14 protein-coding genes, 2 tRNA genes and 2 pseudogenes are annotated in these 12,435 nt (G+C 65.4%); 7 read left to right on the top strand and 11 right to left on the bottom strand.

Annotated elements, in window-relative coordinates; translation table 11 throughout:
* Positions 1-66 precede the first annotated feature (66 nt).
* Positions 67-375: an SCO4225 family membrane protein gene (locus tag AB0B72_RS02580; protein WP_367736830.1), complete on the bottom strand. Its 309-nt coding sequence runs from the start codon at positions 373-375 to the stop codon at positions 67-69.
* Positions 376-426: 51 nt separating this feature from the next.
* Between AB0B72_RS02580 and AB0B72_RS02575 the strand changes: the two genes are divergently transcribed.
* The gene (locus tag AB0B72_RS02575; protein WP_367736514.1) at positions 427-633 is read left to right on the top strand and encodes a hypothetical protein; all 207 of its coding nucleotides are present in this window, start codon (positions 427-429) and stop codon (positions 631-633) included.
* A 147-nt stretch (positions 634-780) separates the two neighbouring features.
* Complete coding sequence (locus tag AB0B72_RS02570; RefSeq protein ID WP_367736513.1) at positions 781-1,503, top strand: HEAT repeat domain-containing protein; 723 nt, start codon at positions 781-783, stop codon at positions 1,501-1,503.
* Between the two features lie 96 nt (positions 1,504-1,599).
* Here the strand turns inward: AB0B72_RS02570 and AB0B72_RS02565 are convergent, their stop codons facing one another.
* The 5 genes from AB0B72_RS02565 to AB0B72_RS02545 all read right to left on the bottom strand — a co-directional run bounded on the left by AB0B72_RS02565 (position 1,600) and on the right by AB0B72_RS02545 (position 4,040).
* On the bottom strand, positions 1,600-1,794 hold the full coding sequence (locus AB0B72_RS02565; RefSeq protein ID WP_367736512.1) for a hypothetical protein: 195 nt from the start codon (positions 1,792-1,794) through the stop codon (positions 1,600-1,602).
* A 261-nt stretch (positions 1,795-2,055) separates the two neighbouring features.
* Positions 2,056-3,081, bottom strand: a complete 1,026-nt coding sequence (locus tag AB0B72_RS02560) for a methyltransferase (RefSeq protein WP_367736511.1) — start codon at positions 3,079-3,081, stop codon at positions 2,056-2,058.
* Between the two features lie 148 nt (positions 3,082-3,229).
* Positions 3,230-3,302: transfer RNA gene (locus AB0B72_RS02555), tRNA-Arg, on the bottom strand.
* Between the two features lies 1 nt (position 3,303).
* Positions 3,304-3,380, bottom strand: a tRNA-Ile gene (locus AB0B72_RS02550).
* A 420-nt stretch (positions 3,381-3,800) separates the two neighbouring features.
* Entirely contained in the window at positions 3,801-4,040 is a 240-nt protein-coding gene (locus tag AB0B72_RS02545) for a hypothetical protein (RefSeq protein WP_367736510.1), read from the bottom strand.
* 616 nt (positions 4,041-4,656) lie between these two features.
* Between AB0B72_RS02545 and AB0B72_RS02540 the strand changes: the two genes are divergently transcribed.
* The gene (locus AB0B72_RS02540; protein WP_367736509.1) at positions 4,657-5,115 is read left to right on the top strand and encodes a hypothetical protein; all 459 of its coding nucleotides are present in this window, start codon (positions 4,657-4,659) and stop codon (positions 5,113-5,115) included.
* A 789-nt stretch (positions 5,116-5,904) separates the two neighbouring features.
* Here the strand turns inward: AB0B72_RS02540 and AB0B72_RS02535 are convergent.
* The 4 genes from AB0B72_RS02535 to AB0B72_RS02520 form a co-directional block, all read right to left on the bottom strand.
* A complete protein-coding gene (locus tag AB0B72_RS02535; protein WP_367736508.1) occupies positions 5,905-6,240 on the bottom strand; it encodes a hypothetical protein in 336 nt (111 codons plus the stop codon).
* Between the two features lie 253 nt (positions 6,241-6,493).
* A complete protein-coding gene (locus AB0B72_RS02530) occupies positions 6,494-7,063 on the bottom strand; it encodes a hypothetical protein (protein WP_367736507.1) in 570 nt (189 codons plus the stop codon).
* Between the two features lie 639 nt (positions 7,064-7,702).
* A complete protein-coding gene (locus AB0B72_RS02525; RefSeq protein ID WP_367736506.1) occupies positions 7,703-8,296 on the bottom strand; it encodes a transposase in 594 nt (197 codons plus the stop codon).
* On the bottom strand, positions 8,293-8,640 hold the full coding sequence (locus AB0B72_RS02520) for a hypothetical protein (RefSeq protein ID WP_367736505.1): 348 nt from the start codon (positions 8,638-8,640) through the stop codon (positions 8,293-8,295). The genes AB0B72_RS02525 and AB0B72_RS02520 overlap by 4 nt, the downstream gene beginning before the upstream one ends.
* A gap of 93 nt (positions 8,641-8,733) precedes the next feature.
* Between AB0B72_RS02520 and AB0B72_RS02515 the strand changes: the two are divergent.
* A pseudogene (locus tag AB0B72_RS02515) lies at positions 8,734-8,937 on the top strand (IS630 family transposase); the annotation flags it as partial.
* 34 nt (positions 8,938-8,971) lie between these two features.
* Here the strand turns inward: AB0B72_RS02515 and AB0B72_RS02510 are convergent.
* On the bottom strand, positions 8,972-10,849 hold the full coding sequence (locus AB0B72_RS02510; protein ID WP_367736504.1) for a hypothetical protein: 1,878 nt from the start codon (positions 10,847-10,849) through the stop codon (positions 8,972-8,974).
* A gap of 298 nt (positions 10,850-11,147) precedes the next feature.
* Here AB0B72_RS02510 and AB0B72_RS02505 point away from each other — a divergent pair.
* The 3 genes and pseudogenes from AB0B72_RS02505 to AB0B72_RS02495 all read left to right on the top strand — a co-directional run.
* Positions 11,148-11,432 (top strand): annotated as a pseudogene (locus tag AB0B72_RS02505) (DDE-type integrase/transposase/recombinase); the annotation flags it as partial.
* 94 nt (positions 11,433-11,526) lie between these two features.
* Positions 11,527-11,793 (top strand): integrase core domain-containing protein, encoded by a 267-nt coding sequence (locus tag AB0B72_RS02500; protein ID WP_367736503.1) that lies wholly within the window; start codon positions 11,527-11,529, stop codon positions 11,791-11,793.
* A gap of 145 nt (positions 11,794-11,938) precedes the next feature.
* Entirely contained in the window at positions 11,939-12,391 is a 453-nt protein-coding gene (locus AB0B72_RS02495; RefSeq protein ID WP_367736502.1) for a hypothetical protein, read from the top strand.
* Positions 12,392-12,435: the final 44 nt, after the last annotated feature.

The following is a 12,435-nucleotide window of genomic DNA, read 5'->3' as shown; positions in this document are numbered from 1 at the left end:
CGGGCGGGGTGATCAGGCTCCTACCTCAGCCATTTACGGCCAGAGACGATGCGTAAGCCTTGGCGATCACCCCGGAGCCGGAGCGCCCCCGCCGGAGGCGTTGCTCCTTCTACGACCGCGGGCGATCAGCCAGAGGAGCCATGCTTGAAACAGTCCGGCGGCGGTGAACGTGAGCAGGAAGATCTGCGGGCCAGGTGGGTCGTCCGGCAGTGAGGCGAGTGGCAGGAACAAGAGGAGTTCCGATGCCGGCGAGGTGACCGCGAAGAGAACGACTGTTTCAAGCCTTGGCTGCCTGGCCTGCGTGTCGAGATGACGACGTAGACGGTCGTGGCGATGACGATCAGCGCGTAGGGGCCGGCGACCGACACGGCGAATGTTCCGCGTTCATATCGGGAGACGTAGCGGGTCAGTGCTCGCAGGAGTCGCATGGTCATCACCTTCTACGAGCATCGGCGGCTGTTCCTGAGTGCAGGTACTCAGGTGACGCTGGGTGCGATGCCGGTACCTGCGGCGGCGCGGTCTCCATGTGGCGCGGCGTTCGGTTCGGCTCCGTGGCTGTGCGGCGGGCGGCCCGAGCCGCTGTCGGCCGGGACCGGCCCCCAGGCCGCATGCCCGGCCGGCGAGCGGGCGTAGGGCCGCGAGGCGGCGCGGAGCGCCGCCCTTGATCCCTAAAAGAACAATTCGGCAACCTTGCGAGGTGATAGGGCGGTGAGGCGGGAAGAGCAGAAGGAACTGAAATGACGGTGACCTCTGTAAGGTCACTGGGCATACTGGGTCGTCGTGACGGAGGACATAGCACGTCTCATCGGGCTGCTTGACCATGACTCGGTCGAGAGTGCTGAAGACGCGAAAGCCAAGCTGATGTGGATCGGTGTCGACGTCATTCAGCCGCTGATGTCCGCGGTCCCCTTTCTGCATCGATATGGCCAGCTCTCCGCTATCGAGATCTTCGAGCAACTCGGCGACCCCCGTGCCGTACCGGTGCTGATCGACCTGCTGGACTGCGAGCACGAAACGGTGCGCGAATGGTCGGCCCTCGCTCTGGCGAAGCTGAATGTCCGGACGGCTGCACCTGCGCTACAAGCGGCTTACCAGCGACTGCGGACCCGGGGCACCCCTCCGGACTTCTCCGAAGCGGTGGCCCTTCGCGGGGTGTTGACCGAGTTTGGCGCACGGCGGGCGGTGATGCCGCCGTTGACTGCTTCCTTACGGGTCTCGATAAGCACTCTGGACGCGGCGTGGCCGGTGACACGGCTGGAAGAGGTCATCAACGACCTCGCCGAGCACGACCAAGCTGTCTTGTACTTCCAACTGTGGACCACTGGCGACAGCGGCACCTACTGGACCAGCCACGAAACCCTGCACTGGGAGTTTGATTCTCACGCGCCCTGGCCGCGGACGGTCGCCACCGCCCGCGACGCGGCCCTACTGGAGGCAGCTTTCATCACCATCCGGGAGAACCTCTTTGCCACTGTGGAGTGGATCGACGAGTCGGATGCTTGAGCTCCCGCAGACGAGACCTCGAGTTGGAGAGGCCCTCAAAACCCCACAGCGTCAATGATGTTTTGAAACCTGAGGCCTACTCCGATCACTGGGAAGCTACGTCGTACGACCAGCTTCCTTCTCGGCCCCCGCCACCAGCTCAACGAGATCAGCGAGGAAATTGGGACATGCGGCGATGGTGGCTCGGGCCTTGGTGGTGTGGGGGTGCCGTCGATGTCGGTGAACGATGGCTCCGGCTTCGCGGGCGATGAGGACGCCTGCGGCGGTGTCCCAGGGGTTGTTGAACAGCATGATGCAGGCATCGGTTTGCATTCGGCTACCCATGCGAGGTCGGTGGCGGCTGATCCGAACATGCGGACGCGCTGCACGCGTGTGGCGTCCCTCACTCCCGAACTGGTCGACGCAATCAAGCGTCACAGGAGCGCGCACAACGCGGAACGCCTCCAGGCCGGCGCGGAGTGAACCGAGCACGGGCTGATCTTCCCCACGGCTTTCGGCAATCCGGGGATCGGCCAGGATCCCGCTCGACGCGGACCCGAAATCAGTGCCCAGTCAGGCACACACCGCCTCGAGGATCGACATATCTGAGGTCGTCGCAACGACCCGCTCGAGCCGGAAACCGCAGGTCTGCAACAGCGACTCGTGTTCGCTGTGGGTGCGTTGCCTGCCCCCGGTGTGGATGAGCATCATGATGTCCATGGCTTTAGACCAGTCGGGCCCAGGGTCGTCGGGGATGACGCTCTCCACCAACAACAGCCGCGCATGCGGCGGAGCGGCCTTCCGTACGGCGGCCAGGATCGCCGTGGCCCGCTCGACGTCCCAGTCGTGGATCACGTCCATGAGCATGTAGGTGTCGCAGACCGGCAGCGGGTCCTTGAAGAAGTCGCCAGCTTGCAGCGTGAGCCGATCGGAGGCGATCTCCGCGGCACGCTCGATCACCGGGGGCAGGTCGAAAAGGATGCCCGTGGTTCGCTCGGCCGCGTCCACCACCGCCTGCAGTAGGTGTCCTTGGCCGCCGCCGATGTCGGCGATCGTTCCGCAGTCCGAGAAGTCGTAGGCGGCCAGGACACTCGCGACCTGGATACGCGCCTTTGAGACCATCGCGGCGTCGAAGACCCGGCCCGCCTCGGGATCACTCTGAAGGATGGCGAAGAACCCGTCCGGATTCAGCTTGTTCGTGGCCGGGAGTCCAGTCTGGAGTGAGTAGTCGAAGTAACCCAGTTGCTTTGCAGTACGTTCGGTTCCGAATGTTGCCACGAAGTCACGCCAAGACTGGGGATGGTCGGAACGGAGCATTCGCGACGCGCCGGTGTGGGTGAAGCGGTCGTCGCTGGCCGCGAAGACGCCATGGGCAGCGAGGAGGCGAAGCACACGACTGAGGGCCTCGGGATTCGCCCCGGTAACTTCGGCCAGCTCCTGGGCCGTCCGCGGTGTGTCGTCGAGCGCGTCGGCGACGCTGAACCTGGCCACGGAGGCCAGGCAGTACCCGACAAACAGGCCCCCGAGCGCCGCGGTCAGTGTGTCGAAGGGCCCCGTCTGCCGATCGGGCGCGGCGTGGTGGTCATCACTGGCGGCCATGAAACGCCTCCGGTTTGTCCCCGGCACGTGGACGGCGCAATCGTCGTCGCAATCATTGTGCGAGCCATAAGGCGTCGTCGACAGAGGGATAACCCTGGTTCGGTCCCGACGAAGCGGGTTGACTCAGCTGCGCCACGACCCGAATGCGTACCCCTGACAGGAGTCGAACCTGCATGCCGCCCGGTTCGTAGCCGGGTGTTCATCCATTGAGCTACAGGGGCATGGTCCCGTCGGCAGGAGTCGAACCTGCTGCGGCGGTCGTATCAGAACCGTGCCCGTACCACTCGGGCCTCGACGGGGCTCCACTTAGCGAGTCCGGGTGCGTGGCGCAGAACTATTGCCTTTCGCCGGTTAGTACGGCAGCGGCACTCGTGATCTATGTGCTGGTGGTGGCGTCGCGGCGTTTGTAGTGGCTGCGTCTGGCGGTGGCTTGGTGGCGTCGTCGCCACAGTGACCAGCGAAGGCGGTGGCCGGCGCGGGCGTGACCGGGGCGATGCTGGCTGCGAGCCTGCGCGGCATTGGTAGTCGTCCAGCCCGATGTGGGTCTTGGCGACCTGGAAGGCCTCTTCGATGCTCCACCGCCGACCGGCCACGGCGATAAGAGTGGCCATCGGTACCGGGCGCGGGGGCCAGCAGCGGTAGAAGGCCAGTTCGCCGTCGCTGGCGCGGCGGACCAGCAGGCTGTGCCCCCCGCCGTCATCACTGCTGTGATCGTGTACTCAGGCCCAGTCGGAGAAGCGTTCACCCTTGGACCCGGCCCCACATGAGCGTCGTTCCCAGGCCAGCTCGCCCAGGCCAGCGGCGATGTCGTCCGGGCGCAGCCGCACCGGTTGGGTGGCCTGCACCGGCTGGTTACAGGCGATGGCCAGCACATAGCCCAGGCCCAGCCGGCGCAGCCCGGCGCGCAGCGTCGGATCGGCCCCGTAGACCTCATCGCCGGTGACGAACCCGACCCGCACACCGCGGCGCGGCGGTCACCTCGTCTAATACCGGCCGCCAGCTCGGGGCGGCTACGCTGTCGGCCGACGCGTGATCATCAAGACTGTCCACGACAGACGATGATCAACCACGCGTCTGCCGCCCTCACTCCGGACCTGACAAGTGCCGCTGCCGTACTAAGACACCTGCTTTAGTCCCTGATATCCCTACGGGGTGCCCTTCCGGGCGGAACGCCGTCCATGCCATGGCCAACACCTCGCCGGTGGCCGACACGGCTGAAGTCGGAGGTGGTTGCCCGCCGACGTCGCTTGGCCAGGGGTATCAATATGCACCGGGGTCGGACCACGGTGGCAGCACCTCGGTCAACGGCGAATGCGTCATGATCAGGTGTTCCTGCACGGCCCGGAGGGCCTGGTGGCCTAACTCAGCGTCTCCGCCCGGCCAGCCGCATGCCGAGGCGCGCCCGGGGCCCGTCGAGCTGGCGCGAGGCCGCCTGGGCTCTCGCCGCGATATGGGGCACCAGCCTTTCGGCCAGGCCTTTCCCGGTGCCCATTGCCGGGAAGTAGAGGGATAAGCCAAGATCGATGGGTGATCCGCTGTGGCATGCGCCCCGGTCCACCATCGGAGGGTAGACAAGTGATCAGGTCTGTTACGAAGGTCGTCGCCGTGACGGCCTTGGCCGCCGGCGTTCTCGCGGCCAACCCGGCATACACGGCGTACGCGGCCTCCTCCCCTTACACTCCCGAGGGCGTCTGCGGGGCGGGGTTCGCCCGGGTGAAGGACGGCTCCCGTCCCCTCAAGTCCGGACGTGACACCTTCGGCTATGTCTACCTCATGTACAACCGCAAAACCGGTTACAACTGCGTGGTCAGCATCAAGACCGCCTTCTACCGGACCGCCACCTACACCACCGCCACCCTGACGGTGAAGGGCAGCAAGCCGAAGACCGACGCGGGCAAGTTCAAGTACTACGCCGGGCCGGTCAAGGTGAAGGCGCGCGGCAAGTGCGTCTCGTATTGGGGCAGCACCCGAGACACCCGGCTGGACTTCGCCGAGGCGACCGGTGGCCGCAAGACCTTTGGCAACTGCGGGTAGCGAAGCCCCGCCGTCCGGATAGTCGATCTCGCCCACTCGCCAGCGGTCGTCACCGGTCTGGCGCCACAGGCAGGCGGTCACGACCGGCATGCCGTCCTCGTCGCAGAACGCGGGCTCGGCCATGCAGTGGCGGAAGACCTCGGGAACCGAGTCGAGCACCCCTGGCCACGGCCCACCGTTGCCGTACGGGCTCATCACCGCCTCGTGATCGAAGCCGCGGATGTAGGCACCCGCCGCCGAGAAGATGATCGAGAAGATGATGGAGTGCTCATCTCCGGAGCCGTTACGCATGGAGGCCATCTGCTCCCCCGGGCTCCAATCCGCGTCGAAGGAGTGGTAGCGGCTGGACCATTCCGGGCTCAGCACGGCCTCCAGCACCGCCATGGACCGGCACAGATCGCGCAGCATCGGGATATCGGGCAACAGCCGGGCCACGTCATGAGCGGTCATGCGCTTCATCCAATCGGAGGTCGGGTGACATCCCCATGCGTCCTCTTCCCAGTGCAGGGAGGTATCAGCACTTCTCCAGCAACAGCCGCCGAATCCAGTGTCGACGGCGCCGGATGGCCCTTGACTGCGATTCTGTCCCTCATGGCGTCTCATCGTTTCCGGGCATCTGGCGGCGTCGTTTGCTCCCGCCGCGCCCTGAGGCGCCGGGAACGCAGCCATTTATTACGAGCAACGCTGAAACAATCCTCGTCCTGCCTGCGTTGGCGCCTTACCTCTCCGGGCCGCTCATTGTCGTCCACGGTTGTCCGCCATCGTCCGGCGGCGTTGTCACGCAGTCCGTCACACAGAGACGCTCCGCCGGCGGCTCGTCGGGCCGAGGTCACGGCCGTCGAGAACCTCGATGTCCGTGATCGTCGTCGCGGTGGGGTCCAAGCTCAGCAAGATGACGTCTTCACCGTTGCGTTTCAACTGCACCATCCAGGAACCTGAGGAACCCGGCGGGGCCGTCAAGAGGTTGGTACACATGGAGCTACAGGTACACGCGCCGTAGAACAGCAGGCCCCCAACCTTGCCGGCTAGAGGGCCGTTCTCGTCCTGCTCCCCCAGCAGAGTGATGATCTCAGCGGTGAGGTCGGGAAACACATCCGCCAGGCGGGGATGCGGTTCGGTAGTCATAGAAGGCACGCCGGTTGCAAGCTGATCCGATAGGGTTCCTGTCGGGCCACGTCCCACTCACTTCTAAGTTGTGGTCAAGCTCGATGCTGCTGCCTGGGCGCTGACCTGCTGTTTACATGTCACCCCAGCGCCTTCTCCCGACGCTTCCCGGCATCCCATCGGGCCAGGACAGAGCACTTTTAACTTGATCATCATGAGGTGCCGGCGAACCAGACCCTACAAGCTGGCCACCTCGCCACGGCACAGGCACCGGCTAGCACTGCCATAGGAAGCGCCCCTCCTGCTCGTCGGCGCTGAGAAAGCCGTACCCCACCCCACTGCCGGCGAACAGCGGCCCGTACATGTCGGTCTCGTTGCGGAGTTGGAAGAAAAACGTCCACGGCCCGCCCTTCGGATACTCCTCGAACTGCCACCAAGTAGGTGTGCCCAGCAAGTAAGACCTCCACCGGAGGGACTCGGACTGCTCGACCTCCTCCAGGTCGACCATCAACTCGCTGACGAGGCTTTCACCACAGGCGACATCGGCCGTCTCCAGAAACGACGGTATCCGGCCCGGCTGCACGATGAGCGCATTCTCACCACCCTCCGGCTGAAATGAGCTCTCAGATGCGTCGTCCATGAACAGATAGGCCATCCGAATCTGCCGGCCGGGCAACCGGAACTGCCCAATGAACCCCATGGGGCGCTCATGCCGCCAACAGAGCGGCCACTGCGGTTCCTCCAGCCAGACGGGCCGGCCCCCCAGCTTGGTACAAAACTCGTCGATACTGTCGTCGGCCTGCGAGAAGATCATCTCGTAGGCAAGATCCTCGCCGTTGACCACCACGGCAGCCTAGGTGACCACGAGAAGTGGCCCAAGGTCTACGACCTGGCGAGCATGGGACCGATGCCGACTCCAAGCGTCCGACCGTTGCGGCGTGCTGATCATTGTGCTCGGGCTCGCGTGGGACTACGTCGACCTCGGCGGGGAGCAATTGTGGACCTCTCGTCAGCCCACGCGCGTCAGCGGCCCACTCCTCACGGCCGCGATGGTCGAGATCTCTTGGATCGCCATCAGATGCCGTTGTCGTATGAAGCTGCTGTACAGAGATCAAAAAGGCCCATTCCGATGATGGAATGGGCCTTTGAGCTGGGCGCGGCCGGGAGGACTCGAACCCCCAACCTTCTGATCCGTAGCAATGTCAGGCGTGTCCACAGTCGTCCAGAGTTGTCATAAACGCCTGCTCAGAAGTGGTGTCAGGCCTTAGAAGTTCTACACCCGTCCATTGTCATCCAGGGCTGCTGTCGGGTCGCGTCCTCGGAGCGGTGTAAAAGCTCAACGAGGTAGGTGCCGTGGGTTGATCTTAAGCGGCCACCGTCGAGGGCGTCGAGTCGGTAGCGGGGGTGGCCTCTGCGTGGAGCTGGGTGGGCGGGTGAAGCAGGGCTCGGCGGAGGTCTTGCAGGATGCGCAGGCCCTTGCTGGTCATGGTGAAGCCGCGCCAGCCGCGGGCGGCGCGGTCGAGTACGGCCCAGACCAGGGACACGCAGCTGGTCTCGCCGGGGAAGCGGCCGATGAGAGCACGTTCCTGGCGCGATGAACGAGACATCTTTGACGCAGTGAGGCGGGGAAGATCTGCTCAGCGGCGCTGATCAGGCCGGGCGCGCCGTCGGAGACGATCAGCAGCGGTGAGCGCAGGCCGCGGGCGACCAGGCCGGACAGGAAGTCGTGCCAGGCGTCGGTGGACTCGGCCGCGGCGGTGGCCAGGCCGACGAAGAGGGGTTTGCCCTCGGTAGTGATGCCCCAGGCGGCCAGGATGGGCTCGGCCCGGCTGCCGTCGTGCATCTTGAAGTGCGAGGCGTCCAGGAATAGGTAGTCCAGCTCGACGCCGGACAGTTCCCGCCGGCACCAGGTGTCGTACTCGGCGACGATGGCCTGGCAGATGGTCGAGACGGTCGACTTCGACAGGGCGGCTTCGAGGCCGAGAGCATCAGCCAGGGCGCCTTCGACGTCACGCGTCGACAGGCCGCGCACGAAGGAGGCGATGACCAGGGTCTCCAGGGCGTTGGTGCGGGTCACGCCGGCGCCGAACAGGCGTGAGGCGAACTTCTCGGTGGTGCCGCCAGCTTCGGCCGGGCGATGGTGATGGGCCCGGTGGTGGTCTTGATCGTGGTCGGGCAGTGCCCGTTGCGGTGACCGGGCCGTACGGTGTGCGCCTCGTCGCCGCTGGTGGCAGCGTTGGCGCGTTGGTAGCGGGCGCGGCCGAGGAAAGCGTCCACCTCGGCTTCGACGGCGGTCTGGATGATCAGGCGGGCACCGAGACGAGCGACGTCCTCAATGACCTCGACCAGGTCACGACCTTCGGTGAACAGGGCGTCGATCTCGGCGCGGATGGCATGAACGGGCGGTAGTGTGCGTGCCACGAGCGTAGGTCCTTGCGTAGTGCGAACTTTGGTCGGTTCAGCACGGCAACCTACGCTCGTTCACTTTTACACCGCATCTCGGACGCGACCCAGTTCGGCCCCCTGCGCAGCTTCGTGATGAGCAACTCCACCCACCCCAACCACACCGTGCTGGCCCGCAAGCTGCAGGCCTACCTGCACTGGCGCAACGCCAACGCCCGCCACCCCGACGTCCTGGCCGCCCAGCGACGCGAACGCGCCCGCATCCGCAGCGAGAAACAACGCCGCTGGGGACGACCCGCCACCCGAGTCGCCTGATCAACCAACCCGGCGAACGTTCATGGACACCGCACTAGCGGACGATGCCCTGGCTGTCCTTGCCGTCGCCGTCCCAGTCGCCGATCACCGGCAGGTCACCCGCGTCGCCGTAGGCCACCGAATGGGTGGTCTCGGTCGCCGTGGTCACCGGACTGGTCCGCATGAAGAACGTGTAGCCCATCCGCACACCCACGTTGTCCTTACCGTCACCGTCCCAGTCCCCGACAAACGGCACCGCGTTCGCGTTCCCGTACAAGAAGGAGTACTGGGCGGCCCCCGTCGCCGGATTGTTGCTCAGCAGGAACCGTCCCGTCCCCGGGTCGTAGGCGCTCACGGTGTCCTTGCCGTCCCCGTCCCAATCCCCCACCAGCGGCACCATCGGCGCATCCCCGTAAGCCACCGACTGCGTGGTCTCGGTCGCCGTGGTCACCGGACTCGTCCGCATGAAGAACGTGTAGCCCATCCGCACACCCACGTTGTCCTTACCGTCACCGTCCCAGTCCCCGACAAACGGCACCGCGTTCGGGTTCCCGTACACGAACGTGTACTGTGCGGCCCCCGTCGCCGGCGTATTGCTGATGAAGAACCGCCCCGAGGTCGGATCGTAGGTACTGACCGTGTCCTTGCCATCCCCGTCCCAGTCACCCGTGATCGGCACCATCGGACTGTTGCCGTACTGGAACACCGGCCGCGTCGCCGCACCGGAGTTCTGGTCATCGGTCAGATAGAAGTCCAGCACGTTGTAGGTCACCGGGCTGTCCGCTGCTTCCAGCGGTGCCCAGTCGCTCCAGTCGCCGCCCGCGGTCTTCTGCCAGCTGTGGTACGGCTGACCGTTCGAAGTGAGGGCGACCACCTCGAGCCGTCCGTCCGCGTTGCGGTTCGCCGCGAGACCCAGGCGGCCGAAATCGCCCCTGGTGCCGAGGTTGGCCCAGCCGCTCCAGCCGCCGTTCGCCGCCGTCTGCCACATGTGCTGGACGTGATTGTCGGCGCTGATGGAGAAGACCTCGATGCGCCCGTCCTCGTTGCTGGCCACCGCCGTCGGCGCCTGCGTGTCGATCCGTCCGTTACCCCGGTTCTCGTAGGCGTGCCACGTGCCGTCGGGCTGCTGCCAGGTTGCGCAGAGATCCCCCTTCAAATAGTCGGTGCTGGTCGTCCTGATCTCGTAGAATTCGAGTCGCCCGTCCTTGTTCTGGGCGACGTTCACCGACGTGACGGTCCGGTCGTTGCAGTGGCCCATCGGCTCCCAGCCGCTCCAGTCGCCGCCCACGACCTTCTGCCACTTGTGATAGATATGCGGAATACCGCACTCGTTCGTCGGCGTCGCGATGCCGCACCCCACGCCGAATACCTCCAGCCGCCCGTCGCTGTTGCGCGCCGCGACCACCGGGCCGTTCGCGTTCCATGTGAGCACATGTCCGAGGTTGGCCTTCTCCCAGCCAACTCCCGGACTGGTCTGGTAGACCGACCAGACGTAAAAGCCGTCCGCGACGAACACCTCAAGGCGCCCGTCCAAATTGACGACCGCCGAAAGCCCCGTCATCATCGAAAATTGGTCGATCTGCGCCCACCCGCTCCAGCTGCCGCTGTTCTTCGAGAGCTGCCACATGTGGTACAGCCTGCCGTCGGCCGTCCCCGCGAAGATCTCCATCCGCCCGTCCTTGTTGGACCGGACGATCGGCCCATTGACCACGAACGAATTGGGAATGTGCGCCCGCGCCTGCCAGCCGCTCCACCCGCCGCCGGCCAACTGGTGGTTTGTATAGAGAACGTCGGTGCTGTTGAAGGCCACGACCTCCAGCCGCCCGTCCTCGTTCTTGCCGATGGCCGTAGCCCACAACCCCGATGTCGCCGCCGACGCCCCCGGAGCCACCGCTACGCCCAGCCCCGCTACCATGACCACGGCGATCGCCACCCTCATGAACCGCCGCACGAGCCGCCTCGGATCCATGTCCACCATCCAGCCTTCCATCGCGTTGGAATCTCCTCCCGGCGACTATTCGGAGTGCTGGTATAGGTCCGGTATATGCCCTGGTCACACGCCTTGTGAGCCGCTCGGAAACAGAAGACCCCTGATGAGTGACGACCTGATCAGGGGTCTGAGAAGAGAGCCGCTGAGCTTCCCCTCCTAGCGTGGAGACCGAACCGGGAGAGGTTTGGTCGTGGCAGCTACCACGAGACACCGTTTTGATCCGGAGTTTCGGGCTGGAGCGATGCGGATGGCCGAACTCGGGCTGGCCGGCCGCCCGCCTAAGAAGCGCCGGTCACTGACCCGGCAGGGCAGACGGCGAGCGGCGCCAGACCTGGTCGGCCGCACGTTCACCGCGGTCGCGCCGAACGTGCTGTGGGTCAGCGACGGCACGATGATCGATACCGATGAAGGGCCGCTGTACCTGGCCACGGTTGAGGATCTGTTTTCTCGCCGGCTGCTCGGCTACGCCATGTCCGAGCACCACGCGGCACTGACGGTCGCTTCACTCCAGGTGGCGGTGGCCATCAGGGGTGGGAATGTGGACGGGGTGATTTTCACTCCGACCGCGGATCGGATACACCGCTGCCCACTACCAGGCCGAATGTCGCAAGCATGGCATCGTGCAGTCGATGGGCCGGGTGGGATGCGCTCTCGACAACGCAGCGGCCGAGGCGTTCAACAGCACGCTCAAGGTCGAGTACGTGCACCGGCAGCGCTTCCGGAGCCGGGCCGAGGCCCGCGTGAAGATCGCAACCTGGATCACCGACTTATACAACGCAAGGAGGAGGCACGGCGCCAACGATGGACTGCCGCCCATCACATTCGAGCGTCAGCTGACCGAGAAGAGGCAAACCTCAACGGCCCTGATGAGGACCGCTGTGGCATAGGACCGTCTCCACGTTTTCAGGGGATTGACACCCAGTCGACAATCTTGTGTTGTCCGCACGATCTGAGGTCGTGCGCAAAGCGCTCGGTGAGCTGGTGGCTGCCGTGTGCTTGACTGGCTCGGCGGGTGCCGGTAGCGTCCGCGGCGTGGACCCGGTGACGCTAATCGTTTCCTCGGTCGCGGTGGGTGCGGCCGCAGGGTTGAAGGATTCTGCGGCGCAGGCGGTTAAGGACGCTTACTCGGTGTTGAAGCGACTGTTGCGTCGTCACGAGGTGGATGTTTCTGCTATTGAACGCAAACCCGATTCGCAGGCGCAGCGGGAGGCGTTGAAGGAAACATTGACCGATTCAAAGGCCGACACCGACGCGGAGCTGCTGGCCGCGGCGCATCGGCTGGCCGAGCTGGTTCGGGCGCATGACCCCGGCGCAGCACCCGCAGTTGGTGTTGATCTAGAACGGATTATCACCGAGGGTGCGCTTAGGGTCAGGGATGTCCAGTCGACCGGCACTGGTGTTCGCGCGCGCGACGTCAAGAGCGGTGGTGACATCGACATCAGCGGCATTCGGGCCGGTGGAGCGCACGCTGCGGATCTCCCTTAGGCGCGGCAGGTCAGCCCGACCCTGCCGCATCCGATCCTCTGGGC

The sequence above is a fragment of the Microbispora sp. NPDC049125 genome (genome assembly GCF_040802045.1).
In the GTDB taxonomy this organism is placed as follows: Bacteria; Actinomycetota; Actinomycetes; order Streptosporangiales; family Streptosporangiaceae; genus Microbispora.
The sequence above is the reverse complement of the archived record's forward strand: the minus strand, read 5'-3'. Positions and strand labels throughout refer to the sequence as shown.

What these genes read in the sequence shown, in the direction of transcription:
- AB0B72_RS02535 (WP_367736508.1), bottom strand. Translation starts at nt 6,240, where the DNA reads ATGACTACCGAACCGCATCCCCGCCTGGCGGATGTGTTTCCCGACCTC.
- AB0B72_RS02575 (WP_367736514.1), top strand. Translation starts at nt 427, where the DNA reads ATGGTCATCACCTTCTACGAGCATCGGCGGCTGTTCCTGAGTGCAGGT.
- AB0B72_RS02560 (WP_367736511.1), bottom strand. Translation starts at nt 3,081, where the DNA reads ATGGCCGCCAGTGATGACCACCACGCCGCGCCCGATCGGCAGACGGGG.
- AB0B72_RS02565 (WP_367736512.1), bottom strand. Translation starts at nt 1,794, where the DNA reads ATGCTGTTCAACAACCCCTGGGACACCGCCGCAGGCGTCCTCATCGCC.